Genomic DNA, 25,507 nt, shown 5'->3' with positions numbered 1-25,507 from the left:
ATCAAAGAGCGACCCTTCACTAAAATAGCCTTCCTTGTGAATACGGTTCCTGAAAAGTAGACACGGGATTCCAGGTAGCTAGGCGAACTGGTTCTTAGCTCACCGCTTTCTTCACGAGTGCAGCGATCCGTGACTCTTCGGCGGCAGTCAATCCCTTTAACGCGAAGGAGGTTGGCCACATCTGGCCTTCGTCGAAGTTCGCCTTGTCGCTGAAGCCGAACGTCGAGTACCTCGCTTTGAATTTCTGCGCTGCTTGGAAGAAGCAGACGACTTTGTCGTCCTTGGCATACGCGGGCATCCCATACCAGGTTCTCGGAGAGAGGACTGGCGCGGTTGCTTTGATGATGGCGTGGAGCTTCTTGGCGATGCTTCGGTCTGGCTCTCGCATCTCGGCGATTTTCGCAAGCACGGCGCTCTCGTCGTTTTCTTTGCCCGCCTTCCGTTCCTGGAGAGTCTCCCTCATCGCAGCTATCTCCCCCTCTGTGAGTCCCTTGGACTTCTGAGTGCTCTTCTGCGCAGTTTTCATGGGATTCTATTTTTTCTTCAGTGCCTAAATACTTTTCAAGAGCTGTTTCCTGCTGAAGCATCATGTCTGGAACTGAGTCCGAACTGCAGAAGCGTTTGAAGGGTATACAGTGGCAGGGTCAAAATTGTCTCTCCTGCATCTGGTTTGCGACAACCGATCCGCTCAACGCTGATCTGTTTGACAGGGCAATGTGCATTCATCCCAAGCTCAAAGCCTACCAGCTTGTCGTTTCTGGCCGCGACTGGTGCAACCTCTACGAGGAGATAAAACAGAAACAGATCGAACACAAACAAGCTATGGCTTTGAAGGCCGAGGAAAAATCCGGATAAGCTGAACACGTCTCCGGCCTCAGAGGGCTGAAGGAATTCTACCTCGCCACTATTTCGTCATGTTTACAGAATATGAATCTCTTTCTTGTCGCGGATGAAGGAATAGGCCTGCCCCGTAGCTATTTGAACCGTCATAGTCTCATCCTATTTTATCAATGACAACTCAATGAGGAGAAAAGGATCGCCAACACAATGAACAGATGCCATGCAGGCTCGGAAAACTCCCGGGGTGGCTGTGACGCCGCTCGAACCTAGGTTCAAAGTCGCCGCTCAAAGCGTTTTCTACGCCTTGCGCTCCCGTGACGGGACTTGCGAGTCGGGTTGCGGCGCTTCTCAGACCCGTGTGGCCGAGATAGTTTTCGGGGTCGATATTGTCGAATGGGACCTGTGCTCCGCTTGTCTTTCTCGGACCGGTTTCCAGGAATACTTCAACTCCCTGCCTTCGGCGACCCCGCGAGAAGCAGAGGAAATCAGAATACTCCTGGGAATTTCGAATGAGACGTTTGAAAGGCAGAACCGAGCAGCCCTGCCCATAGCCTAACTTCGAGAATTCAGATCGGTGAGCTAGCTAAGCTGAGTGATCTGGATCAGATTGCCTACCGTGTCGTGGAATTGGGCTATGGTTGAGCCGGGTGTTCTTGTTGGCTCCATAGTGAAGTGGACGCCGAGCTTCTTTAGTCTTTGAGACTCTTTCTGAATATCGTCGACGAAGAACATGGTTGCAGGAATGCCTTGTTTGAGGATGGATTCCTGGTATGTTCTTGCGGCGGGGTTGGCATTTGGCTCGAGAAGAAGCTGGGACCCGTTCGGATCCTCTGCCGAGACGACTGTAAGCCATCTGTAGCTTCCCGCGCTGATATCTGTCTTCTTGACGAAGCCTAGTGTCTTGGTGTAGAAGTCAAGCGCTTTGTTCTGGTCGTTGACGAATACGCTGGTTAGTTTGATCTTCACAATTCTCAGCCGGTTGGAGAGGCTCTAAAAATATTTAGTCAGGACCGTTCCGCTGTGCGCTATACGGACTGTACAGTTGGAGATGATTTTGTGGGGCGCGAGTACGTACAGCGGATAAAAAGTTCGAAACCCTAACAAAAACACCGAAAAAATACATCTTTTTATACCGGCCAAGCCGAATAGACTATTAGACATGGGAGGAGTAAGCCGTTGTTCACAAAGCTCGAAGCAGAGAACGCCCTCAGCCAAGCACGGGCCGAGGCCGAACGACGAGTAGCCCGCCCCTCACTACCCCTCCTCACGAACTTCTCCCGATCCTATGCCACGTATGAGGAGGCAAGGAAACATCTCCCCTCCGGAGCATCCTCGAACATCCGCGTCCACGCTCACGATCCCTTCCCGATCCTCTTCAAGAACGGTCTGGGATCCCGAGTTCGCGACCTTGACGAGAACGAGTACGTGGACCTCCTAATCGCATATGGAGCGCTAATCCTGGGACACGCTCACCCAGCAGTGGTGACCGCTATTGCTGAACAGGTACAGAACGGGTCCATGCTCGGAACCACCACCGAGTTAGAGGTTGAGGTTGCGAAGAAAATTCAATCGATGGTGCCCTCTGCAGAAATGGTAAGCTTCTCGAATACGGGCACAGAGGCTACGATGGAGGCTGTCCGGATTGCCCGCGCGTTCACCGGCAGGGAGAAACTTCTCAAGTTTGAGGGCCACTATCACGGACACCACGACTACGTCCTCTTCAGCGTGGAATCACCGTCGGTTGTCGCTGGGCTGGAACAGTCACCCTCGAAACTTCCCTTCTATCCTGGAATCCCGGAGGAGATAGCAAGAACGGTTGTGATCGCAAAATGGAACGATACTACGGCTGTTGAGAAGGTCGTCAAGAAGAACGCCGCGGACCTCGCGGCGATAATCATGGAGCCAGTTCTCGGAAGCTCAGGCGTGATTCTGCCGGACGAAGAATATCTCAAATCTGTTAGAGAGATCGCTGACAATAACGATGTGCTCCTCATTTTCGATGAGGTTCTGACCGGGTTCCGTCTAGCTCCCGGTGGCGCTCAAGAATTCTATGGTGTCAAGCCCGATTTGTCTTGCTTTGCAAAGGCGCTAGGTGGCGGAGCACCGATCGCTGTGGTCACAGGACGAAGAGATGTCATGGGCATGATCGGGCCCGGACGAATTGGCTACGGTGGAACTTACAATGGGAACTCGATGTGCCTCGCCGCGGCAAAAGCAACTTTGCGGGAGCTTACTAGGAACGATGATGAAGCGTTCAGGCGCATGCACTTTATGGGAGCAAGAATCATGGAGGGACTACGAGAACTAATGGAACGATACGATCACGAGGGAATCGTTCAAGGCCTCGGACCCATGTTCCAACTATTCTTCACCAAGGAACACAAGATAACAGGTTATCGACAGACCCTCAATGCAAACACGGAGAGATTCAGGACATTTCGCAACCTAATGCTGCAGAGAGGAGTTTACTTCCATCCAGACGGTATGGAGAGGATAATGATCTCTACAGCACACGACGAGCTAGATGTTGAAAGAGTTCTCGCAGCGGCTGAAGAAAGTCTCCGGGAACTTCCCAGAGCTCACTAGATCTAGTCTACTTTCCAGTAATGCCCCCGTTCGCGAGCAATCAATGGAGGTTCAAGATCTTGCGTTGGATTGTTCCAAAGGGGCGCAGTGTATTTTGAGACTACGCGATTTCCCAGATCGACAGCTGAGGCGGGAATGTAACTAGTTCCAACTCGTGAGGAGTGGTTCAGGAAGACAGATCGACCATTATCCAGATACTCCCCCAACCTTATCTCCCCTGGCCCTAACAGAGGAAACCAATGACTGCGTACACGGTACGCGAGCTTACTGTCAGCACGTATTCGGATTTTGAACAATTAGCGCTGAAACAGGGAGGTTGTTGGTGCATGCACTATCAACGGGAAAAACCCCTTCGAGGCGTGCAGGGTGAGGAATGGAAGAAGATCAACAGAAGAGACAAGAAAGCTCTTGTCAACAAGGGCAGGTCTCACGCCATACTAGTTTACTCGGGCAAGATACCAGTGGGCTGGTGTCAGTACGGTCCACGTGAAGAGCTTCCACGTATAGATGCGGGCAGAGGCTACAAGAGGCTCAACATCGAATACGGGGACAAGAAACTCTGGCGAATTACATGTTTCTTCGTTGATCGAGCCTATCGTGGCAAAGGAGTGTCGAAGGTCGCACTCAGAGCTGCCCTTGAATCTATCAAGAATCAAGGTGGAGGAATTGTCGAATCTTACCCTGTTGTCTCCGAGAGGATGGCGGCGGTACCGGAATGGCGATGGTTCGGAACACCGGGGATGTTCGAGAGAGAAGGGTTCAAACAGGTTGGACCGCTCGGAACAACCTGGGTTTTGATGCGAAAGACCGTTCTGCCATAGAGCAATACTTCCCTTCACGTAATGCACGTGTTCAGGTACTACGATCGACCGTTCGATTGGCGCGAACTATTCGTACTTTGGCCGTCGATTAACGCCCCTACTAGTCACTGTGCTTCTCAATGGCCGATCATGACGTAAGCCAGACTCAAAGGAGTTAAATCGGTGATTCAATCATGTTCTGTGGATTCTCCGAGCGCGGAGGGGTCTCTGTGAGACTTGTCGAAGAAATCTGGATGGATTCCCGCCCGAGACCCAGCTGCACTTACGGACTTATGCATTCAATGGAATAAGGGCCGATTTTACGAGATTCTCTGGGAGTACACTCTCACCCCTACCACTCTTCGCGAGAGGAACGCGAGAGGCTGGTTCTATTATGAGGACAATCAGCTAGCAGGATTTGCCCTCGGGCGTCCGTACGAGCTGCGACGCTGGTGGCAGTTCGAAGAGCTCTGGGGACCCTGCGAAGGAAGTTCCGAACTCCCAACCCGCACAGGAAAGCAAGATCGGTGGAGGGCTCAGCAATTCCAGAAGCTTCTGTCCCAGCAGAGGTCTCGAATTCTCATTAGAGCTCCAGTAGACAATCCCTTCGCCAACATTATCGCTCGAGAAGTTGGGGCCAAGTGGTGTGGAGGCTATCTTTTGGCTACTCGAAGATTAAGCCGCAGATTGACGGTCAAAGTGCCCGCGGGCTTCAAGCTTCGCAGATTCCGAAAAGGCGATGAGAAGGATATGTCACGAATTCACAATACGGCCTTCCATATCCCACATCCACCCAAGGAATATCTCGAGTGGGCCACGAAACCCAACTGTAAGACAACGCTGGCGGTGTTGCAAGGAGCGGCTGTCGGTTTCTTGACAGCAGAAAAACGGCGTGACGGTGGGTATGGGGACTTCAACATAGCAGTGGAGCCCAAGTTCCACGGAAGAGGAATAGGATCTGCGTTGATGGAGAGAGGATTGAACGACCTGATCGAAATGGGGTGCGAGACAGCAGTAGCTGACTATTGGCTCCAAAACGCCAAGGTTCAGGCGTTGAACCGGAAATATAGCTTCAGGACCGTTCGTGCTTACAACCATTACGAGAGGCGGGGCCTAGTCGCGACAACTTAAGTGCTTTTCACGAGTTCATTCCTTGCGTTTCAATCAGCAAGGAAGTTTGGGGGTCTTGCCTTTCCACCTGCTTCCACTCATTGTACCTTCAATCGCTTTTTGGACCGACTTGGTTCTGGCAGGAGTCATCATTGGACTTGCGTCGTTCACCTACTCCCTTTCAGGCCGACTGATCAGTAGAGAGAAACTACTCCCATAGTTTTTTGGAATCATTCCTATTTTTTGATCAGCCGCATGAGCTTTCTAAGCAGCAACAGTTGAGTGTCTATTGGAACATGGGCGGGATGATTCATGTCGTAGAATACGTGATCTATCCCCAGATGCTTGAGTCTTGGCAGGTCCTCTGCGGCTTGTTGAGGTGTACCTCCCAATAACGCTCGGGGCTCTTTGGCTTTCTCCTCGTCCAGGGTGTTGTGAACTCTCAGGATCCACTTCATCTGATGGGGGTTGCGACCTGCTCTTCGTACCATATCGCGAAAGTTGTTGATAGTTTGACTCAATTTCTCAATCGTGGTGTTTCTTCCGGCAGCCGGCATGATCCCGTCGGCGATTCTTGCCGCCCGCTCCATTGATGCGGGTGCGAAGGCACCTAGCAACATCGGAATGCCCCCTGGCTGAACGGGTTTCGGTCCGATTCTTGATTCTGGGATGTTGTAGAAGTCTCCGGTGAAGCTGACTGGGTCCGGGCCCCAGACCGCGCGCATTGCCATAGCAAATTCCTCAAATCCTCTTCCACGCCTCTTTATCGGGATGTTGGCAGTTTCGAACTCGTCTCTAAGGTCGCCCTGGCCAACGCCGGCAATTGCTCTTCCACCGCTCAGCCTGTCCAGGGTTGCGAAACGCCGGGCGAGTGTCACGGGATTCTGGAAGAGAGCCTGCATCACGCTCGTGCCGAGCTTAACCTTCCTCGTCCTCGCCGCGACGAAGGTCAGCATCTCAATCGGATCATAGACCGTAGCAAAAATCTCGGGCCAGGGATCGCCATCAAACGTATCCTTCGGCCTAGTTGGGAGAAGCAGCCGGTCGCTAACCCACAAAGAAGCCAACCCCATCTTCTCAGCCTCCACCGCGACGCGCAGGATTGTTTCAGGGGAAGCAATCATTCCATATTGAGGGAGGGCGACCCCCACAACGACGTTCGATTCATCTGATCGATTGATCGAGCTTGGCACTTGGCTCTGGTTCTCAAAACTTCAATTTAAGAGCATAGCCGGCGGTGAACGGGCCTTAGCATGTCTCTCTGAACTTAAGAGGCGTTCCAAGATACTTCGCCAATCCTTTCTTCAGTTTTCCGGAGATATGAACCGCTGATCTGGTCTTGTAGTCGTAGGCTACCTGTGTAGTTCTACCAACTGCGTATTCTACTCGGCTAGGTCCGCGGATGGAGTAGTCGAGGTCCCATGAGCGATCTCCTATCCGGCTCACCCATACTAAGACGGTTATGCGCCGTTCGTCTATGATTGGCTTTTTGAATTCGCCTCGAGCCGAAGCGAGGATGAAACCGGAACGGAACCCTCTCGTTACCAGCCCGAGGCTTCTTGCAAGCTCCACACGAGCGGTCTCCATGTACTGGAGATACGTCGCGTGGTTGACATGGCCCATTACGTCGATGTCACGGAACTGGACTGGCAACTCAATGCTGAACTTCACTTGTGATTCCTCTCACGGATAGATAGGAGGCTTCTACAGCGTAACAGAAAAAAGATCGCCCATCACGTCTGATGGAGATATGATTCATCAGCTTAGGATCTACGAGATTTTCGACCAGAACAAGCAAGCGTTTCACAACAGGTTCCGCGACCACGCCTGGAGGATCATGCGATCTTACGGGTTCAACATCCTCGGTACGTGGGAGACGAGACTGGGAGACAGGACCGAGTTCGTCTACCTGCTCGCCTGGCCGGATGAAAAGACAATGCGACACGCCTGGGAACAGTTCCGGGCCAACGAAGAGTGGAAGGAGATCAAGAAAACCACCAATGCTCGACACGGCGACCTTGTCGGAGAAATCCAGGATAGAATGCTAATCCCGACAAGTTATTATCCCACTATCAATGTGGCACGCTAGTCAAGTTTCAGGTTCGAGGCTTCGCCGCTGGGTTTCTTCGACTCGTCTTTCATTTTCTTCACGGTTTCCTTTAGAGCTTCTTCAACAAGGCGGGTCATGAGATTGAAGAGAGATTGAGGTCGCCGGCTGAAAACAATCGACGACTCGCTGATCTCGCCCTCCAATTCTCCAAGTCAGTGCAGGAATCGCTTAAATCCGGGCTCGACGCCAAAGACCATAGGGAACGGCCGATATTGAAGGTCTGCCCAGACTGCGGCAAGATCAACCATGATGAGTCCACATTCTGCGATGGATGCGCTGCATCACTATCGAGAGTTCAGAGTGTTGGAGTGGGTGAGGCGGTCGAGATCGAGAAGCGGATTGAGCTCGAACACAAGACGCAGCCTAAGAGGGTGAGGAGTCGCGCACCTATTCTTGTCGCGCTAGGAATCGGGCTCGCTTTCCTTGTCGGGGGCTTGACCTATTCTTCGTTCTCGAAAACTTGGTTCTTGGAGTGTTTCTCATGTTCACCGCATTCATCGTCCTCGGTGCGACTACTCAATTGTTCAAAGACGCTCCCTACGAGGCGGGCCGGTTGTGGGGCTTTCGAGGCTGGTCCGGCTGGAGACTAACAAGAGCACAGCGACGCGAAGAGGATGAAGAGTTCCGACGCGAAGCAGTCGATAACTAGATTAACGTTAGCTACTCATCACTTTGCCGCCGACCCCAGCAGGCAATGCTCTGAGCACCCTCAGCCTTGCTGACAATTTCGACGGAGCTACTTCTCATCGCGATCTAATAATCATAGTCTTCGAATCAGCCACTGTGATGCTTCATAGGATGATGGAACTCAAGTGAGGACGGATGATGCCAAGAGATGCCTCAAATCGTCTACAGTAGCTTTCGGACAACCACATACCAGCCTGCGTTGCGGTGAGTCGTGAAGCCATTCCTGGTATACATTGAGAGGGGGCCCGGAAAGTTGTCAGCAGCTGACGTCGGTTTGTTGACGGGATATGCTTCAGCATACTCTAGACCTTCGTTGGAAAATTTTTCGCAGGCAGCGTTCAGTAAACGGGACGCTACTCTCTTGCTACGGTGCGAGGGTGCTACTACGAAGCAGACGATTGAGCCGACGCGCTCCACTTGGTCTTGACCAGAACGCATCAGTCGGTGTAGCGCGGGGTAGTTGTCGCGGTTGGCTGCATTACACCAGCCAACAGGATTTCCGTCGTGGTAGGCGAGGAACCCTTGGATCCTTCTCTCCTCGATCTGGTTTGAGGCCTCGCGACGATTCTCAACTTTTCCCCTGTCTGAGAAATGGTACGGATAACAGTAACAATCAGCCCATTCAGGATTCTCCGCGAAGGCAATGTGGTCGAAGAACAACAAGAAGTCGTCTCTCAGAGACGGCGTAAGTTCTTTGACGACAAGCTCACTCATTGGATTGTCTTAGACTGAGTTTCTCATATCTGCCTTTCTCGCGTTGGGATGGCAATTCGTTAGGACCGAGAGAAGGATAACAAAAAAGGGAGTTGAGGGGAGAGTTTCGGTTCTAGCTGCTCGCAGCGATCAGGTCGGGCAGTAGATTGGCAACGTTGGGGCTGCCGAGTCCGGTTACGGCATCCCATCCCGTCGACGCGCAATATCCTGGTATGGAAGGATCTTGCTGGTTGCAATTGACCGTAATATCGTTGAAATCAGCAACATAGTGGGCTGGCTGGTTTGCGATACTGTAAAGTGCTGGGTTGATGAAGCCGAGATTGTGGCCTGCTATTTGATCGGCGAGCGCGATGAGCCCGGCCCATTGTGGTGAGCTAGCGCTTGTTCCACCGACAGTGTACCAGCCGACACTACACGGGTTCGCTCCGCCACAGCCTGTTCCTGACGTAGTGGTCGCACCTTCAGACATGTAAACGAGCACGCCTGTCCTAGCGCTTGCTTGATACGCCATATCTGGCACGCCCCGCATGTTACTGTTGGGACCGGGTGCACCTACGGAGCTACCGATGTAAGTGCTGCCTGAGGGTAGGACGTTCTGGTAGTCTGGCCTCGGGAAGAGAATGCTGTAGCCTCCACCTGAGGCTACCCATCCAGCCTCACGAACACCTGGGTGTCTCGTGCACTGGACAGGAGGCATTGAATCATCTGCGGTCATCGATCCTGTGACTGGGTTGGTGCAGAGGTAAGTTCCTCCGACACCTGTCACGAGAGGGTCCGAAGCTGGCCAACCGACACTGGGATATGGAATCAAGTCTGGGTTCTTTATCGGCGTTAACATGTGGTTGGCAGTACCGCTGTCGCCTGATGATGCAAGTAGGGTGATGTGATTTGCTTGAGCGTCTACGAAAGCTTGGCGAAGTTGTAGAAGTGCTGGAAGGCCGCTGTGGAAAGCGCCTTCTCCCGTGCCGAAGCTCATGCTAATTACGTCGGCGAGATGATTATCGGCCACGAACTTTATCGCGTTCATCATTTGCGGTAGACCGGGTACACCAAGCGTTTCCGCTGTCGGCGTTGTCACGAGAAGTATGTTGGCCTTGGGGGCAGTGGCATGGGCCCATTCAACATCGAGTGAGACTTCCAGAGCCCAGAGGTTATGGTTCTGAATACCTGTCCCACTGTTCGGTGGAGGTGGATTCGGAGGCGGGGAACCCTGGACTTCTAGAATGTTGAAGGTGGGCATTCCAGTGGTGCAGGCTACTCCGTCTTCGCCGCATAGATGCTGAAGACCGAACGCATTGTCGAAGATTTTCAAGTCAGTGCGGATCGTGCTGCTGCCGAAGGAATCAACGACCGCGATTGTGGTACCTTGACCTTCGTTGCCTGCTGACAGGACTGAGGCGTAATTGTAGGAGACCGCCATCGCTGCGGGATTGAAACAACGAATTCCCACGGCATTGCAGGCAGCTTCGGGTGGGAGGCGTACCCCCGCTGGAGAGATAGTACCACTCACCGACTGCCGGATGAAAGAGAGGGCTGGCGCTTGCGATCGCCACGCCGGTTGCATAGAGTGGAATCGCCATGAATGTTGATGCTAGTAGTATGGTGATTGCGGTTGTTGCTGCAAATGGTTTTCGCAAAGAAATCTTCGCCGATTAATTCATGCTTGAGAATATAAGTCAAAATTGATTCGACAAAAACGCAGATCGCGTTTTGAATCTCGAACGGGATATCGATGTCGGGTTCTATGTTGAGCTTGACCGGCCGATGCTCGAATGAATGAATTCTAGCGTTCGCGTCCAAGCCAGGCGTGCTGCCTGTGGAACGTATTCAGGTCGATCACTCTCGAAGAACCAGTGTTTCGTTCCGGGATACATGTGGCACGTTACAGGCCGACTGGACTGGCGGATTTTTTCCTCCAGACCGCGAATACTTTCTTCTGGTTCCCACTCATCGTTCGGGGCAAAGTGGCCTAGGTAGGATGCTTGGCTTTTTGAAAAGTCTAGATCGTATGTCCCGTAGAAAGCCGTCACGGCTGCAACATCTGGTTCCTTGGTGCTCAACCATAGTGCCCAGGCCGCTCCCATAGAGAACCCGACGACCCCTATCTTGTGTTCCTTGATCGAAGGATGAGCGTGCAGATACTCGTGCCCGCCGAGGACGGTCTTTTCGACAAGTTCTTGGTTCTCTTTCTTCATGTTCTCCTTCGCCTCGTCGATCGTCCGCGCCACTTTGCCCTCGCGAAGATCTGGAGCGAAGGCTGAGTATCCTTCAGCTGCGAGCCGGTCGCACAGGCTCTTGAAGAAATCGTTCAGCCCCCACCATGCATGAAGAACCATCACCCCACCTCGAGAAGTCTTGGGTACTGATAGGTAGCCGCGTCCCACTCCATCTCCGACTTTGAACTCTACAATGTTTCCCTTCAATCCCGTCAAGTTCGTTTGCATCTTCTGAACGGTCTAAGCCAGAGACCCGTGAATATATTTCTCTAGCTGGGTTCCTCTGACATTCAGACAGGCTCGACCCACAAACTCATGGTGGATGTCCGGAAAATACTATTATAGTAGTATTACGGGCATAGAAGCTTCGAAGATTCTAAGAGGATCCAAGCATGACCACTTTGAAAATGAGCAAGACTGTCGTAATCGCACTACTCTGCATGGCACTAGCTGCTTTCCCAACCATGATCGCCGTGAAGGCCGCCCACGCAGACGAGGGAGGCTTCAACAATCCTGGCAATATCCTAATCACTGACCAGTTCAACAATCGAGTCATAGAGATCAATCACTCCCGCCAGATCGTCTGGCAGTTCGGACTAGGCCCCAACGACCTCACCGCGAGCTCGATCCTCGGCACCAACGATGCTGAGCGAGTCGGCGACCTCACTCTCATGTCAGGCACCGGCATACCCGCCGGCGCGACAACCAACTGCCTGAATGGATGCTTCGATAACCGCGTGATTCTCGTCAACGAGGCCGGAAAAATCGTATGGCAGTACGGCACGTTCGGCGTAACCGGGTCCGGGCCCAACCAGCTCAACACTCCCGTCCAGAACACCTTCCTACCAAACGGGCACGTCCTCATCACAGACCAAGGCAACGAGCGAATAATCGAAGTTCGACGCTCAGACAACGCCATCGTCTGGCAATACGGACAAAACGGCGTCATCGGTAACGGAGAGAACCAGCTGAACAATCCCAACGCCGCAGAACTCCTCAAGAACGGTAACATTCTCATCTCCGACGAGAACAACAACCGCGCGATTGAAGTTACTCATACGAATCCCAGCAAGATCGTCGCAACATTCACCGTCCAGGGCACCGCGAGCGGTGTAGCCTTCGCCAGCCGGCTCTCGAACGGACACACGCTCATCACAGATTCCAACAACGCGCGTATCGTCGAGGTTGACTCCCATGACAATCCGGTATGGCAATACATCACCAACACGACCGCGGGCAGCAATCCCCTGCCTCTACCCACCCGAGCGGTAAGGTTGGCCAATGGGCATACGTTGATCAGTGATCAATTCAACGATCGAGTAATCGAGATCATGAGCACCATCAATCCTGTCATCGTAGCCAGTTATGGCACAATCAACACTCCAGGCTTCAATCCGACCAACGCCAGTGTCATGAACGCGCCTTACAGCGCCTATGTCATCGGCGACTACACGGGTCTAACACGTCCATAACCCCTCCAACCTCCACCCTTTTTTCTCGACGTCGTACGCAGCAGTAGTCTAGATAGTAGACAATACTACACAGGACCCGCGAGTTGTTCCGAGGAATAATTTGTTGAATCAAGAAAACTCTGTTAGTGGCTTTGACCATTCATCACTACAGCGTTTCGGTTTTCCCAGCAAGTTATCAGACTTGGATTATCAATATGGCAATTTGAAAGGGATTTTTCATTGAAACTACCTTAGAGATCATGCTGCCGAGGTTTTTCCTACGCTGAGGCTTGGACGGTTCCGTCAATGTTTTCTTTCGGCGTTATGATCACACTACGTCAAGTAAGAAAGTTGGGAAGGCGGGTAAGATGGGGCGCTTCTCTTTGCTTTTGGGAAGGGGTCTAAAGGTTGTCGGACTTCTTCTCGTCGCTCCTTTTGTACTCCTCTTCTTCTTTATTGTACCCCTAGGAATAGGCCCCTCGGACCTCGTTTTGAGTATCTTGATCACGGTTGGTTTGGCGGCAATTGGTGGGGCACTATATGTTGTTGGGAAGATTGTCGCCCCAAACGACTCGTGGCTTGACTCTCGACTTAGCCCGTGGGGAGACGACGAGTCATTCAAACCTGATGAAGAAGCTGAAGGAGAAGACCAATTACCGCGCAAACAAATCGACTAGAAGAGGCATCATAGCGGCTACGAACGCAGCTTTCGCGATGGGCTGACCCCTCCTAGCTAAGGTTGCAGAGCTCTTGGACAACGGTAAATTTGAATAGGATTTTTCAACGAATTCATCTTAGACGAAATGCCTGGAAACATGGCACAGGTTGAGGTAGTTTCCATGGTTTCACGTTGAAGCTGTAGGATGATTTCTTTTGGGTATGCAGTCTAATAGGCATGTAAATCTGAACGTCTAAATCAAATCGACTCGCTGGTCCGTCTCAGTGGATAGCGAGTCTTCCTACTGTTTCAATCTGACCTTGCCCGGCAGGGCCCGGTTTAGAAGCTCAACGCACTTCTGGAGGTTTTGATCCGGGAGATCCTTGTCAGGCACCATTTCTACGTACTCGTTGCGGTTGCCTCTGATCTTGATCGCAGGGGTTTCCACGTAGCCCGTTCGTGGCGAGGCGAAGTTCTTCGAAGTTTTGTGAACTTCAACTTCGGAGATGTCTGCCCCGGCTAACTGGAAGTTGTCCTTGTCAAGCCGCAAAAGGTCATCAACGCTCAGCCCTTTTTCCAGTAAGGCATCTAATTTATGGATCTGGCGTGGGTCAGCAAATTGTCCTCCAATTTTCACAAAAGTCAAATTTCCCGGTTGAAAGAGCATCGCATACTGAATGTTCGAGTGGAAGACGCGCGCCTTCGTAACTCGTAAGCTTCCTAGAAAATCAACCAACGATCAAGCCACCAATACGCTAAGCTAGCTTTCTCGATTTTGCCAACAAAGGGGCCCTGTAACCAATGGAGACCTATGAAGGATTCAGAAACTCACGAGGACTGGGCACCATAGGCGTGCCGTATCCATTCTAAAGTGGACTCTGAGAATCCTGTGCAAGCGTAAAGATGGAAAAGACCCGAATATTCGATCGAAGTCAGACGAGCTCGACCCTCGGTTCTTGAAGCCGAACTTCAGTCGAAAAAAGCGCGAGAGATGGAAATATTGAATGTTGCAGTATACTTTTTTCTGTAAATTTGTGTCTTTTCGCATTTTGGTTTTCCACAAAAGCAAGGAATAAGAACTCAACGATCTTTGAATCCAACCTTAATGGAGCAATCGATCTCCGTAACAGCAGCAAGATTCCAACACCGAGATCTCTCAATCCTAGTTGGAATACTATCTGGAACACTACTGGTTGTCTTTGCATCTGAAAACCCATTATCAAATTTTCAACCCATTGATCTAGTCATCTTCTTTGCAGTTCCTGCTCTTGCAGGCGCAATTGCCGGATTCACATCCGCTGGCCAGTCAAGGCAAAACGGTGCTATCGTCGGAGTCGTCATAGGACTTGTGTACGGGATACTGAACGGGCTTCGACTTGGCAACTCGGTAGGAGGAGAACAGGTTCTCTTTCTCATCCTCACCATTCCGATCTGGGGATTTCTAGGAGGCTATGGCTCCATGCTCGCTCATCGGACAATAGAAGGAAGCTCACTAGAGAATGCTGTTCTGCCATGGCCGGACGACACTCCACGAACTGGACCCGTGCAAGGGCCAAAGATCTGCGAAAACTGCAAGACAGCGAATCCTGCCGACGCGCTATTCTGTAAGAGCTGCGGAACAAAACTCGGCCAGATCTCCTCACGGGCCTAACCCATTCTCTTCGAAGACCCAAGCGTTTGGCCGCCAGCCGACTCTGAACAGTTACGGTTCGGCCTACGCTTCTTGTTCCACATTCGATTTAAGTATTGACCCCAGAGCGTACGAAGATGGGGACTGACATTCATTGCTCATGGCTCTAGCGGGGACATGTTTCTAATTCTTACTGGATCCTTCCTTCGACAAAATGCGTCACACTCGACCGTTTCGTCACTTTCTTCTACAACCTAATTGTAAGACTTAGTACGGGCGGACTAGAACCAAATTAATAGGTTGACACGACTCTCCAAGCGTTATTTTGATGGAAGGCTTCGAGTGGGGAAACTCGACTCTGCCCTGCTCTTCCTTTCCTCCACTGTGGGTGTTATGTTCGCTGTGATACGCGCATCGATCAACCCATCTGCGAGCTTAGTTACGGCAATTCCTCTAATCGTCTTGGGGATGGTGCTTCCATTCTATTACGGCTACGTCAGAGGAGCCCTCGTGAGATCGTCGACGGTCGACCGGTATCGTGGATGGATTTTCTTCCTCGTAGGATTAGGAGCCTACGGTTACAGCATTACGGTCGCCTGGATGAACGAGGTTCTTCCAGCTTATGTGGGTCGTGGGGCCTATGTCACTAATGTCCCTGTGGCCGTAGTCGCTGTTTTGCTGGCGTACGTAATAGCCCGAAGATTCCACAAGTTCATCCTCAAAGTCCTAGGCGAATCAAGTTCGAAAGTCATTGCCCGAGCCGCCCTCATGACGGCAATGTCAGCGATCCTGTTTGCGGGCGTTGGTTCCAATGTCGCCACCATACGGAACTTCAGCCCTTCGATCGCGCTGGGTCTCCTCTTGCTCCTAGCTACTGGCGTTTACTTTCTCAGGGAAAGCGGACGATACGCCGGTTATGCAAACTCTGACGTTCCTTACTCGGTTGAGGTGATCAGAGGAAGATGGCATGGCAAGAAACTGCCTTCCTCTGCCATTCCGTGGTGTTGAGCATTTGAAACGATGTCTTCGCTGTGGGCGAGCCCTTCGCCAGGTTCGCGGTTATCTCTCGGTAGAGAGTCCGTAGATCGTTTCAATGTTCTTGAGTCCAAGTTCCCGTCTCCAAATCCGTTTCTGCGTTCTGGACTGAGTTAGCAGGGCCAACCCGGTGCCGAGGAGGACCCTTGCAATGACTCCTAATAGAGGAGAATTGAGAAACCAGACGAGGCCTCCAAACGCAGCCGCACCTACAATGCCAGCGCCATAGGAGACGTCCTCGCGAATTCCCAACTTCGACCGGCTTTTCCAGGCCTAGAGCTAGGGTTTCGCGAGTTTGAGTAGGGCTGAGTGGCCCCATCCGTGATGAGCGAACTCGGAGGCGGGTGGGAGTTTGTCGATTTCGAACCATTGAGCGTCCAGTAGGCTCGGAGCCTTGGTGATTTTCATGGATAATGGAAAGGCTAGAAAGTCAAAGATCAAGTGCCAGGTCTTGTTGTTGCCTACAAAAGATTCTATCTGAGCGAGCTTCAGGGTCGAAGGTTCAATTCCCACCTGTTCTCTCAATATTCTCTTAGCTCCTTCTTCAGGATGCTCAACGTGTTTCAAGTCGTCGTTTGGGAGGAACCAGCCCTTTTGGCCATCAGGCATTTCTCGGTACTTCACAAGGAGAGCGGAGTTGTGATGAAGGACGGCGACATGGGAGACGAGCGTGTGCCTGGAACAATCATCAGGAGCCAATGAAAGATCATCTGAAACCCGCTTGTTGGCGTATTTCAGGATTGTTGACGACCCATCGGGCTAGTTCTGGAATTTGATAACAGTTTTGATGTTGTCTTTGTTCGGACTGTACGCCTTTTGAAAATCCTCAGGTGCTATTCTCATGCTAATCGTATCCCTCAAGACCTCAGGGAATCGTCTCTGAATCTCAGCAAGATCCTTCAAACCCATGCGGAAGTAGTTGATGTTGGCGTTGACCGATCCGAAGAAGGTCTTGTTGCCCAAGACAACATCCTTGTAGAACGAGCCTATGTCCTCGGGCGCTTCTGTTGGTGCGTAGATTCCGAGAAAACACATGATGCCGTTTGTGTTGAGCATTCCGGTTGCTTGCATCGCGACCTGTGCTGACCCTGTTTCTTCCATTATCAGGTCGAACTTGCCAAGCGTCTGTAGCGGTTGCTCGATCGTGTTGACATAGGTTCCGCCGACGCGTTGAGCAAGCAGTGCTTTGATGCTGTCTTTGGTTCGAGTAGCGGTCACAACTACGTCGAGGCCTTTGAGTCTCAGCAGATAGGTGGTCAGGAGTCCTACCGGGCCGGCTCCTAGAATGAGTGCTCTCTGGGGTTTCCAGAGCATTCGTTCTTGGATCTTGAAGGCTTGGTAGACGCCTTTCTCTCCGACACTCATAGGTTCGAGTAGAACCGCGACATCCGCAAGCTCTGATGGGACCTTGACCATGTAGTTGAAGTCAGAAACCGCGTAGTCAGAGCCGAACCCGTGCAATCCCTTGATTCCATGCTCCTTGTAATTTCCGGTCAGGCACATGTCGGACTCGCCGTGCTGACAGTTAATGCAATCGTCGGGCCGACGAACGGTTGGAACCACCAGGTCGCCCTTTGAAATTCCCTGATTGTTTTTGGGAATACTCTCTACTGTTGAGAGAGACTCATGCCCTGTTACGAGATAACTAGATCCTGGAGGGGCCTCACCGTAGAAGCCCTGGTTGAGATCCATATCCGTTCCGCATACACCGATCTCTCGGACGCGAAGCAGTGCTTGCGATGCAGTTGGACTCGGCGGGTCGATTTGTGCTAATTTGATACTATTTTTGACGCCTGGGGTTACGACGAGGGCTCGCATATAGATCGAGCTGGACTTCCAAGCTACCTGGGATTCTTCCAGGTGTTCTTGACGACCCAGACAGGCTCTGCAGGGTTGAAGTATTCTTGGCCCTCGACCTTGTACTTGTCGAGAATTTTCTCGTTGACATCCACCCCGATCCCAGGCTTGTTCGGAATCGTACTGTAACCACGCTCAATCTTGGGCTCGCTGTTTACTAGCTGTCTTTTCCACTCCGAGAAGCAGTCGTAGAAGGATTCTTGGATTAGGAAATTCGGAATTGTGGCGTCCAGCTGAATCGTTGCCGCGTTCTGGATGGGACCGAACGCGTTGTGGAATGCCATCTCAACACCGTACGACTCAGCGATTGCGCTGATCTTTCGAGCCTGCGTGATTCCGCCGATGTTGGTGAGGTCAACTTGGAGGAAGTCTGCTAGATTGTTCGAGAGTACATGAATGACTTGCTCCTTTGTGAGCAGGCGTTCTCCGAGCGCGACTCGAAGACTTGTCGCTGCTCGATACTTCTTCAAGCCGTCAATATTGTCTGGATGTATTGGTTCTTCTGCGAAGAGGGGAGAGAACTCTTCCAGCATCTTCGCAGCCATGATCGCTGAGGTGGGATTGAATCTTCCATGGTGTTCGATCAATAAATCGATCTTGCCCTGAGTTGCTTCTTGGACCGCTTTCACGCGTGAACGGGCGAGGTTGAGGTCCGGTTTTTCGATATAGTCGTATGAATCTCCAAAGGGGTCGAACTTCAGGGCCGTGTAGCCCTGAGCCGCCGATTTTCTTGCGGCTTCACCAAACTGAGTGGGTGTGACGCAGTCGTTGTACCAGCCGTTGAGATATAATCGGACTCGAGATCGGAAAGTACCACCTATCAAATCGTGAATTGGTGCTCCGAAATGTTTCCCGATAATGTCCCAGCAGGCTATGTCGAACGCGCTGGCGGCTGTTGTCGACTCGAAGGACATTGGCATGTAAAAGTCGTGCTTGTGCCACTCATGCATGTTCTTCTCGACATCAAGCGGATCCTTTCCCTTGTAGACCCGTTCAACTTCGCGCAACGCCTGGATGACCGGTTGCACGCGAAGGGTCGGGACGGCCTCTCCAAAACCTACGAGCCCATCCGAGGTCGTCAGCCTTAGCAGGATGGAATTGCTGGCCCAGGTTGCACTCCCCGGCGAGGATTGCTCTCCCAGCTGGTAGATTTCGACGTTGCTAATCTTCAATCGGTAATGACCTGGCTATTCCCTAGGTCCGTATGGAAAGAGGTAGGGCAGATTTGGTTTGTCGTTCCAGTCAACGTAGCACGTCTTGAGCTGGGTGTACTGTTCCAGGCCATATCGTGATCCTTCGGCACCTAGCCCGGATTGTCGGAAACCTGTATGCGCTCCTTGAAGTTGTTCGGGTCCCACCTGGTTGATGTAGCATTCCCCGAACTTGATCTTGTGCATTGCCTTGAAGACTCGAGCGTTATCTTTGGTGAAGACGTAGGATGCTAGACCGTATTTCGAGTCGTTCGCATACTCGATCGCCCGGTCAAAGCTGTCCACGGTAAGGACCGGTACGACAGGTCCGAATATTTCGTTTTGGACTAGCGATGACTTCTGGCCGACGTCTTCTATGACTGTCGGCTCAAAGAACCATCCTTTACCCAGATCTTTCGGTTTCTCTCCTCCGATGATCACTTTCCCACCCTCATCTCTGGCAAGTTCGACAAACTTGATGCTTGTCTCTCTTTCTTGCTCGCTTACCATGGGCCCGATGTCCGTCCCATTGTTCCTTGGGTCGCCTATCCGAAGCGCTTTGGCCATTTTCACGAATGCTGGAAGAAACCGATTCTTCACTTTCTCGTCAAGATAGACTCTCTCTGAGCAGATGCATGTTTGCCCGCAGTTCCAGAACCTGGCCCAGATTGCGCAGCGGAGCGCCCATGACAGATCAGCGTCGTTCCAGACGATGAATGGCGCCTTTCCGCCAAGCTCGAGTATGAGTTTTGCGACATGATTGGATGCCCTTTCCATTATTTTCTGACCAGCCTCCGTACTGCCCGTCATCGTGACTAGCGAGGTGATCTTGTTGGAGACAAGCTCGTCCCCGACCAGTTCTCCACTCCCTGTCACCATGTTCAAGACGCCCTTCGGCAATCCCGCTTCTTCCCCGAGTCTAACCAGTTCGACTGTACTCAGCGGCGTATTGCTGGATGGCTTGGTAACCACGGTATTCCCAGTTATCAGCGCTGGAGCAAGTTTCCTAGCAACTGTGGCTGACGGGAAGTTCCAGGGCGTGATAGATGCGACTACTCCCAAGGGCAGCTTGAGAATCATGATAGACTGACGAGCATTGTCGCTCGGGAGAACGTCTCCTTGTATTCTGCGAGCGTATTCCGCGTAGTACTCGAAGTTCTGCGCCGACCCTTCTATCTCCAGCCTGGACTCGAAGAGAGGCTTGCCCTGTTCAGCCGTCAGAGTTTCCGCAAGTCTCTCCTTATCCCTACGAATCAGCTGTGCAATCTTGAACAGGAAAGAAGCCCTCTTGATCGGGGGCGTGTCCTCCCATTTCGGCTGCGCGTCATTCGCAGCTTCCAGGGCCTGCTTGACTTCCTCCCGGTTCGCCCGAGGGACTCGGCCGATAACACACTCGGTCGTCGGGTTAACAACGTCAATCTTCTCCCCGGTTTTCGAATGAACCCATTCTCCATCGATATACATTCCAAACGACTGGACTCTTGTCTCCAAAGATGATTTCTTCAAATACTCAGCACCTGACGTGTCTCCCCGGTAACGAGACATTGAATCCTCCAATCGGAGATCCGACCTGTAATATCGTTTCTCCAACACGACCCAGGCTCACAACTGTTGTCCAACTTGCGACCATTATGATAGGGAGGGATCTGGGTTGAAAGATCCGATCTCTAAGAAGAATCTTGACGGCTACGGCGCGCCCATAATCCCATGGGAGAAAGTCCAAAAGCGCTTACATCAAAGAATCACTCAGGCCCCAAAGACAGGAGGACCAGACCGGCACACCGCCTGGCTGGCAACCACCAATCCGGACGGGAAACCACATGTCATGCCCGTGGGAATAGTGTTCGTAGACGACTCCTTCTACTTCACCGCCGGACCAAAGACCCGTAAAGCCAAGAACATTGAACGCAACCCAAACAGCGTCATAACGATCGCAACCCACGACTTCGACCTTGTGGTCGAGGGTCCAGCTAGAAGAATAGTAGACTCCGCTCGACTCAAGCGAATTGCAGAAGCGTTCACACATCAAGGATGGAAACCGACAGTCGTCAAAGGAGGACTCACGGCGGAGTACAGTGCGCCCAGCGCAGGACCACCCCCGTGGCACGTGTACGAAGTGAAGCCCGGGACTATCTTCGCCCTAGGCACAGCCGAGCCATACGGGGCGACCCGTTGGAACTTCTAAACCAGCAATCAGCAATCCGTCGCTGGGTTAACAACGTCAATCCTCTCCTCCGTCTGATCACACTCCTAGTTGCCTAGCAAGGCTTCTTCTACCGTTTCAACCGGGAGGGAAAACATAGAATGGACCCAAGGTGCGTACTTGCGATCATCTGGCTCCTTTCTCAAGTCCTCTGTGAGTCTCTCAAGATCTCCGAGAACTTGGCCCACCGCAACTCGTACGCGTTCTTTCTGTTCATATGCACAAGCCCGTCGTGCTTCGTGGCTAGAACATGCAATAGCTCATTCTCACAATACCTTGGGTCGCGAGGGTCTCGGGCAGAATACGACACTCTGAGTGCCTTACGCCAATGCTTGATCACGGCCCCGAGATCCTCTTTGGCACATCTTCTTGCAGCTTCAGAGAGGGTTTCCACCTTCTGAGTGTCATACTTTCTGGGATGAGTATCGCCCGAGAGGCTCCAAACCTTGTCGAATATCCTGTGTCTTCTGAGCTGAACAAGTATCCTTCCGTCGTTATCTAGAAATGCGATTGTTATTCCTACGTGTTTCTCTCCAAGGACCAAGCCGTCAAGGCCATCTCTCACCCTATGAGCCCGCCATCTATCACCATATCCGATTGTCCTTTCGGATGCATTAACAAGCGGAATCTTGTATCGTTCCATGGCCGCACTAATCGGACTAACTCGGTAATTAATCGCATCCAGCTCCCTATCCCTGAGGCGTGGCTTCACGCGAAAAGTATCCCCAAATAGAACGTTTCATGGGAAGACCTGAGCTTGACGCCCTCCGCTCGCAACCGGAAGAGTAACGGCCTCCCACGACACTCTTGGCGCCTCCGGCTGAGAGAAAACGGATCTTCGTCACGCCGGGCCCTGGTAGAAGCGCTAAGTCACGCGCTTCTGGCAGCTGACCCTCGAACGATACTCAGGAAAAAAGTGAAGGTGTGCATGAACGAGCTGGAGATCGGAACGCTCTCTTTCAAACTCCCAGAGTTCAAGAGAGTACTGGTCATTGGTGGAGGAAAAGCAGCTGCAAGCATGGCTTTGGAGATTGAACGAATTCTTGATGGTTGGGTAACAGGCGGCTCCGTGAACATCCCGGTTTACACCAATCCTTGGCCCAAGAGCTCCAAGATCGAGTTCAACCAGGCCACTCACCCAGTCCCCAGTCAACGGGGTTGTCAGGGAGTCAGAGACATGCTCAAACTCGTCGGACAACCCTCCCGAAACGACCTAGTGATCTGCCTAATTTCGGGTGGAGGGTCCGCGCTAATGCCGTTACCATCCAGGGGTCTGAGCCTCTCAAACAAACAGAAGACGACCCAACTTCTCCTCAAATCAGGAGCGAAAATCGACGAGATTAACACTGTAAGAAAGCATTTGTCGGAAATAAAGGGCGGTCGTCTCGCCGAGAAACTCTACCCTGCAACGGTCATTTCTTTCATCATCTCTGATGTTGTAGGCGATAGACTGGATTCTATCGCGTCCGGACCCACCGTGCCGGATAGCACCACCTATTCGGATGCTTACAACGTCCTGAACGAACGCGGGCTCTGGCACAGGATTCCCGGATCAGTTCGGAATCATATCAGGAAGGGAATCGGAGACAAGTTGTCTGAGACTCCCAAGGAAGGGTCCAAGATCTTCAAACGGGTCCACAACGTTCTCGTCGGCACCAACACGGAATCTTGCAGAGCGGCAGCGAGAGTCCTGAAGAGAAGAGGATATCATACGTTGTTACTGTCGACCAGGATTCAAGGCGAAGCAAGAGAGGTTGGAAAGGTGGTGTCGGGCATCATATCTGACATCCGCGAAAACCAACTCCCGATCAATCCACCCGCTGCGATAGTGGCTGGCGGCGAGACAACGGTCACCGTCCACGGAAAAGGGCGTGGCGGGAGAAACCAAGAACTAGTTTTGTCAGGTGCCATGTCAATTCGAGGGATGCCTAATGTCCTCCTCTCCTCTATCGGAACAGATGGAATGGACGGTCCAACTCGCGCGGCTGGAGCAGTTGCGGATGGTAGCACGGTCGAGAGAGGTTTGAGAAAGGGTCTGAACGCCGACACGTATCTCAGAGAGAACAATTCGCATGAGTTCTTCAAGAAACTCAAAGATCTCATCGTTACCGGCCCCACGGGAACCAACGTCAACGATATTCTCATCGCTACTGTAGGATCCGTAGATCAAAAGAGTGATACGACAAGACGATCCGTGGAACGCTGAACACGATGTCGAAGAGGACAGCCGGTGATTCCGAGATTACAGATCTAAAGGCAAGACAAGTTCTCGATTCGAGAGGAAACCCTACTGTCGAGGTGGACGTTTGGACCCGGGATGGAAGTAGAGGAAGAGGAACTGTTCCCTCTGGAGCGTCAACCGGAATCCATGAAGCTCTGGAGCTGCGTGATGGCGACATGAAGCGGTTTCACGGCAAGGGAGTCCTGAAGGCTGTCTCTAATGTGAATGATAGAATCAGATCCCGTATCATCGGCAAAGACGCCAGCGCCCAGCGAGAGATCGACGAACTGATGATCGCGTTTGATGGGACACCTAACAAGAAGAGGCTAGGAGCCAACGCTATTCTCGCCGTGTCGATAGCAGTTACGAGAGTCGCAGCGTTATCGCGGGGAAGACCAGCCTACAAGTACCTTAGAGACCTATCCCACTACAAGCTCCCGGTCCCGATGATGAACGTCATCAACGGCGGAAAACACGCGGGCAACAAGCTCGCCGTTCAGGAGTTCCAGATAGAACCCGTTGGAGCTTCCAGTTGCTCCGAGGCTATCAGAATCGGCGATGAAGTATACCACAGTTTGAGCTCTGTGCTCAAGGCCAAGTACGGTCCCAGCGCGATCAACGTCGGAGACGAAGGAGGCTACGCTCCACCATTAGAAATGACAGGCGATGCATTAGAAGTCATTCTTCAAGCAATATCAGACGCAGGCTATGACAAGTCAAAAGTTCACATAGGCATCGACGCAGCATCATCCAGCTTCTACAACACCAAGGACTCGACCTACCAGCTTGATGGGAAGAAACTGAGCGCGGGAGAACTGGAAGACTACTACGAGGAACTCACTAGGACGTTTCCGTTAAGGACCTTGGAGGATCCGTTCGACGAAGACGATTACGACGCTTTCGTCCATATCACTCGTAAGCTTGGTGGCCGAGTCAAGATTATCGGAGATGATCTCTACGTGACAAACCCGGAACGGATCAAAGAGGGGATTCAGAAAAAGGCGACCAACGCGATTCTGATCAAGCTTAACCAGATAGGAACTGTGACGGAGACTTTGGATGCGATCAAGATGTCCAAAGACGCCGGCCTAGACATCGTAGTCTCTCACAGGTCAGGGGAGACAGAGGACACTTTCATCTCCCACCTCGCAACCTCTCAGGAGAGCCTCTTCATCAAAACCGGCGCGCCAGCCAGAGGCGAGAGGACGGCCAAATACAACGAGCTGCTCAGGATCGAGGAGGAACTGGGGAGCAATGCTCTCTTCATGGGACTTGACTTGTAGCAAGTGTGTTGGCGGCTATCCTGTCTTAGTGGAGGAGACTCGAAGACCAGTTGCCCAGTCAGAACATGGAAGTCTCGACTTCCCATCGATCTACGTCGAGTTGCGAAGTCGGTACGATTTCATTTCGACCCCCTTTTCATAGACAATCTAGGGTTTGAATCCTTTGACTATCAGCCATACTGCAAGAACCATTTCTTGAACCGCTATTGGAAGAACCAAGACGGCCTGCGACGTTGACAAGGGGACGATAACACCTAACATAACTAACACGGCTGCTACCGCGAGCAATATGACTCCAACAAGACCCCAACCTGACAGCCATCGAGGAACGAGTCTTGTCTGATAGAATATGACGTAATACATCAGAGCTCCTAAGCAAAAAGCCAGCACCGCTCCCACATAGTACACCCAGTGATATCCCGCTAGTAACACTACGCCTAGGGTCTGAAAATACGATGAGCTCGGCGCTCCAGCCCTTACAAATTCTTGGCTCAATGCCAACAATACTACTAGGACGGTTATGCCCACAATGTACAGCGTTCCCTCAATGAGTCTGAGACCAACGGCTCCAAGAGCTAGAGCTCCATTGTATTTTTTCAGTGTTGGATACAGCGAAATTGCAATACTAGCGGATGCAATAGCGGCGATAAACGCAAGAAACGCTCCCGCTAGTACTTGGTTTCCATTCGCAGAAACGTCAACAAGATAATTCGAAGAGCTGATAGATGTCAAGAATGGCGAACTTGCTATACTTGCAACCGTCGCAATTATGAATAATACTCCAACAATTCTCGCGGTCTTTCTGCTTGAACTCACTTTTTCTCCCATTTTTTCAACTCAGCTGGTCTGCCGTCAAACCAGTCGCCCAAGTTAAGATTTTAGAAGATTCTTGGACGTTGGCTAGGCTTAATAGAAA

31 protein-coding genes are annotated in these 25,507 nt (G+C 51.9%); 16 read left to right on the top strand and 15 right to left on the bottom strand.

Annotation, left to right across the window (positions count from 1 at the left end):
- Positions 1-94: 94 nt before the first annotated feature.
- Positions 95-526, bottom strand: a complete 432-nt coding sequence (locus VGS11_08190; protein ID HEV2120064.1) for a DUF1801 domain-containing protein — start codon at positions 524-526, stop codon at positions 95-97.
- A gap of 62 nt (positions 527-588) precedes the next feature.
- Between VGS11_08190 and VGS11_08185 the strand changes: the two genes are divergently transcribed.
- The gene (locus VGS11_08185) at positions 589-855 is read left to right on the top strand and encodes a hypothetical protein (GenBank protein HEV2120063.1); all 267 of its coding nucleotides are present in this window, start codon (positions 589-591) and stop codon (positions 853-855) included.
- Positions 856-1,060: 205 nt separating this feature from the next.
- Positions 1,061-1,396: a hypothetical protein gene (locus VGS11_08180; GenBank protein HEV2120062.1), complete on the top strand. Its 336-nt coding sequence runs from the start codon at positions 1,061-1,063 to the stop codon at positions 1,394-1,396.
- Between the two features lie 23 nt (positions 1,397-1,419).
- Here the strand turns inward: VGS11_08180 and VGS11_08175 are convergent, their stop codons facing one another.
- Entirely contained in the window at positions 1,420-1,806 is a 387-nt protein-coding gene (locus VGS11_08175; protein HEV2120061.1) for a VOC family protein, read from the bottom strand.
- A gap of 210 nt (positions 1,807-2,016) precedes the next feature.
- On the opposite strand from VGS11_08175, the gene VGS11_08170 reads away from it, so the two are divergent.
- The 4 genes from VGS11_08170 (at position 2,017) to VGS11_08155 (ending at position 5,556) form a co-directional block, all read left to right on the top strand.
- Positions 2,017-3,426: an aspartate aminotransferase family protein gene (locus VGS11_08170; GenBank protein HEV2120060.1), complete on the top strand. Its 1,410-nt coding sequence runs from the start codon at positions 2,017-2,019 to the stop codon at positions 3,424-3,426.
- A 239-nt stretch (positions 3,427-3,665) separates the two neighbouring features.
- Positions 3,666-4,247, top strand: a complete 582-nt coding sequence (locus VGS11_08165) for a GNAT family N-acetyltransferase (GenBank protein ID HEV2120059.1) — start codon at positions 3,666-3,668, stop codon at positions 4,245-4,247.
- A gap of 216 nt (positions 4,248-4,463) precedes the next feature.
- Positions 4,464-5,357, top strand: a complete 894-nt coding sequence (locus VGS11_08160; protein ID HEV2120058.1) for a GNAT family N-acetyltransferase — start codon at positions 4,464-4,466, stop codon at positions 5,355-5,357.
- Positions 5,358-5,412: 55 nt separating this feature from the next.
- Positions 5,413-5,556 carry a hypothetical protein gene (locus tag VGS11_08155; protein ID HEV2120057.1) on the top strand — a complete coding sequence of 48 codons (144 nt, stop codon included), beginning with the start codon at positions 5,413-5,415 and terminating at the stop codon, positions 5,554-5,556.
- Between the two features lie 16 nt (positions 5,557-5,572).
- Here VGS11_08155 and VGS11_08150 read toward each other — a convergent pair whose 3' ends face one another.
- A complete protein-coding gene (locus VGS11_08150) occupies positions 5,573-6,529 on the bottom strand; it encodes a TIGR03619 family F420-dependent LLM class oxidoreductase (protein HEV2120056.1) in 957 nt (318 codons plus the stop codon).
- Between the two features lie 55 nt (positions 6,530-6,584).
- Positions 6,585-7,007 (bottom strand): thioesterase family protein, encoded by a 423-nt coding sequence (locus VGS11_08145; protein HEV2120055.1) that lies wholly within the window; start codon positions 7,005-7,007, stop codon positions 6,585-6,587.
- A 79-nt stretch (positions 7,008-7,086) separates the two neighbouring features.
- On the opposite strand from VGS11_08145, the gene VGS11_08140 reads away from it, so the two are divergent.
- From VGS11_08140 to VGS11_08130, 3 genes are all read left to right on the top strand, one after another.
- The gene (locus VGS11_08140; protein HEV2120054.1) at positions 7,087-7,425 is read left to right on the top strand and encodes an NIPSNAP family protein; all 339 of its coding nucleotides are present in this window, start codon (positions 7,087-7,089) and stop codon (positions 7,423-7,425) included.
- Positions 7,426-7,906: 481 nt separating this feature from the next.
- Positions 7,907-8,095, top strand: coding sequence for a hypothetical protein (locus VGS11_08135; protein ID HEV2120053.1), 189 nt, complete (start codon positions 7,907-7,909; stop codon positions 8,093-8,095).
- A gap of 23 nt (positions 8,096-8,118) precedes the next feature.
- Positions 8,119-8,262, top strand: coding sequence for a hypothetical protein (locus VGS11_08130; protein HEV2120052.1), 144 nt, complete (start codon positions 8,119-8,121; stop codon positions 8,260-8,262).
- 33 nt (positions 8,263-8,295) lie between these two features.
- Here the strand turns inward: VGS11_08130 and VGS11_08125 are convergent, their stop codons facing one another.
- The 3 genes from VGS11_08125 to VGS11_08115 all read right to left on the bottom strand — a co-directional run bounded on the left by VGS11_08125 (position 8,296) and on the right by VGS11_08115 (position 11,291).
- Positions 8,296-8,847 (bottom strand): GNAT family N-acetyltransferase, encoded by a 552-nt coding sequence (locus tag VGS11_08125; protein ID HEV2120051.1) that lies wholly within the window; start codon positions 8,845-8,847, stop codon positions 8,296-8,298.
- Between the two features lie 112 nt (positions 8,848-8,959).
- A complete protein-coding gene (locus tag VGS11_08120; GenBank protein HEV2120050.1) occupies positions 8,960-10,357 on the bottom strand; it encodes a S53 family peptidase in 1,398 nt (465 codons plus the stop codon).
- Between the two features lie 232 nt (positions 10,358-10,589).
- Positions 10,590-11,291: a dienelactone hydrolase family protein gene (locus tag VGS11_08115; protein HEV2120049.1), complete on the bottom strand. Its 702-nt coding sequence runs from the start codon at positions 11,289-11,291 to the stop codon at positions 10,590-10,592.
- A gap of 164 nt (positions 11,292-11,455) precedes the next feature.
- Here VGS11_08115 and VGS11_08110 point away from each other — a divergent pair, with 164 nt between their 5' ends.
- Together VGS11_08110 and VGS11_08105 are read left to right on the top strand one after the other, a co-directional pair.
- Positions 11,456-12,535, top strand: coding sequence for a hypothetical protein (locus tag VGS11_08110; protein ID HEV2120048.1), 1,080 nt, complete (start codon positions 11,456-11,458; stop codon positions 12,533-12,535).
- A gap of 347 nt (positions 12,536-12,882) precedes the next feature.
- Positions 12,883-13,191 carry a hypothetical protein gene (locus VGS11_08105; protein HEV2120047.1) on the top strand — a complete coding sequence of 103 codons (309 nt, stop codon included), beginning with the start codon at positions 12,883-12,885 and terminating at the stop codon, positions 13,189-13,191.
- A 282-nt stretch (positions 13,192-13,473) separates the two neighbouring features.
- Here the strand turns inward: VGS11_08105 and VGS11_08100 are convergent, their stop codons facing one another.
- Positions 13,474-13,818, bottom strand: coding sequence for a hypothetical protein (locus VGS11_08100; GenBank protein HEV2120046.1), 345 nt, complete (start codon positions 13,816-13,818; stop codon positions 13,474-13,476).
- A 459-nt stretch (positions 13,819-14,277) separates the two neighbouring features.
- On the opposite strand from VGS11_08100, the gene VGS11_08095 reads away from it, so the two are divergent.
- Positions 14,278-14,823: a zinc ribbon domain-containing protein gene (locus VGS11_08095; GenBank protein HEV2120045.1), complete on the top strand. Its 546-nt coding sequence runs from the start codon at positions 14,278-14,280 to the stop codon at positions 14,821-14,823.
- A 279-nt stretch (positions 14,824-15,102) separates the two neighbouring features.
- Positions 15,103-15,810 carry a hypothetical protein gene (locus VGS11_08090; protein ID HEV2120044.1) on the top strand — a complete coding sequence of 236 codons (708 nt, stop codon included), beginning with the start codon at positions 15,103-15,105 and terminating at the stop codon, positions 15,808-15,810.
- A gap of 51 nt (positions 15,811-15,861) precedes the next feature.
- Here the strand turns inward: VGS11_08090 and VGS11_08085 are convergent, their stop codons facing one another.
- The 5 genes from VGS11_08085 to aldA are packed head-to-tail and all read right to left on the bottom strand — an operon-like array spanning position 15,862 to position 20,429.
- Positions 15,862-16,089 carry a hypothetical protein gene (locus tag VGS11_08085; GenBank protein ID HEV2120043.1) on the bottom strand — a complete coding sequence of 76 codons (228 nt, stop codon included), beginning with the start codon at positions 16,087-16,089 and terminating at the stop codon, positions 15,862-15,864.
- 27 nt (positions 16,090-16,116) lie between these two features.
- A complete protein-coding gene (locus VGS11_08080) occupies positions 16,117-16,536 on the bottom strand; it encodes an NUDIX domain-containing protein (protein HEV2120042.1) in 420 nt (139 codons plus the stop codon).
- A gap of 60 nt (positions 16,537-16,596) precedes the next feature.
- On the bottom strand, positions 16,597-17,655 hold the full coding sequence (locus tag VGS11_08075) for a glucose 1-dehydrogenase (protein ID HEV2120041.1): 1,059 nt from the start codon (positions 17,653-17,655) through the stop codon (positions 16,597-16,599).
- Between the two features lie 23 nt (positions 17,656-17,678).
- A complete protein-coding gene (locus VGS11_08070; protein ID HEV2120040.1) occupies positions 17,679-18,866 on the bottom strand; it encodes a mandelate racemase/muconate lactonizing enzyme family protein in 1,188 nt (395 codons plus the stop codon).
- 15 nt (positions 18,867-18,881) lie between these two features.
- Positions 18,882-20,429, bottom strand: coding sequence for an aldehyde dehydrogenase (gene aldA / locus VGS11_08065; GenBank protein HEV2120039.1), 1,548 nt, complete (start codon positions 20,427-20,429; stop codon positions 18,882-18,884).
- Between the two features lie 106 nt (positions 20,430-20,535).
- On the opposite strand from aldA, the gene VGS11_08060 reads away from it, so the two are divergent.
- Positions 20,536-21,069 carry a pyridoxamine 5'-phosphate oxidase family protein gene (locus VGS11_08060; GenBank protein ID HEV2120038.1) on the top strand — a complete coding sequence of 178 codons (534 nt, stop codon included), beginning with the start codon at positions 20,536-20,538 and terminating at the stop codon, positions 21,067-21,069.
- A gap of 160 nt (positions 21,070-21,229) precedes the next feature.
- On the opposite strand, the gene VGS11_08055 is transcribed toward VGS11_08060, so the two are convergent.
- On the bottom strand, positions 21,230-21,799 hold the full coding sequence (locus VGS11_08055) for an NUDIX domain-containing protein (GenBank protein HEV2120037.1): 570 nt from the start codon (positions 21,797-21,799) through the stop codon (positions 21,230-21,232).
- A gap of 45 nt (positions 21,800-21,844) precedes the next feature.
- Here VGS11_08055 and VGS11_08050 point away from each other — a divergent pair, with 45 nt between their 5' ends.
- Both VGS11_08050 and eno read left to right on the top strand, forming a co-directional pair.
- The gene (locus VGS11_08050; protein HEV2120036.1) at positions 21,845-23,293 is read left to right on the top strand and encodes a glycerate kinase; all 1,449 of its coding nucleotides are present in this window, start codon (positions 21,845-21,847) and stop codon (positions 23,291-23,293) included.
- A gap of 5 nt (positions 23,294-23,298) precedes the next feature.
- Positions 23,299-24,591: a phosphopyruvate hydratase gene (gene eno, locus VGS11_08045; GenBank protein ID HEV2120035.1), complete on the top strand. Its 1,293-nt coding sequence runs from the start codon at positions 23,299-23,301 to the stop codon at positions 24,589-24,591.
- 147 nt (positions 24,592-24,738) lie between these two features.
- Here the strand turns inward: eno and VGS11_08040 are convergent, their stop codons facing one another.
- Positions 24,739-25,407, bottom strand: coding sequence for a DUF4386 domain-containing protein (locus VGS11_08040; GenBank protein ID HEV2120034.1), 669 nt, complete (start codon positions 25,405-25,407; stop codon positions 24,739-24,741).
- Positions 25,408-25,507: the final 100 nt, after the last annotated feature.

Source organism: Candidatus Bathyarchaeia archaeon (assembly GCA_035935655.1).
Lineage (GTDB): Archaea > Thermoproteota > Bathyarchaeia > 40CM-2-53-6 > 40CM-2-53-6 > 40CM-2-53-6.
The sequence above is the reverse complement of the archived record's forward strand: the minus strand, read 5'-3'. Positions and strand labels throughout refer to the sequence as shown.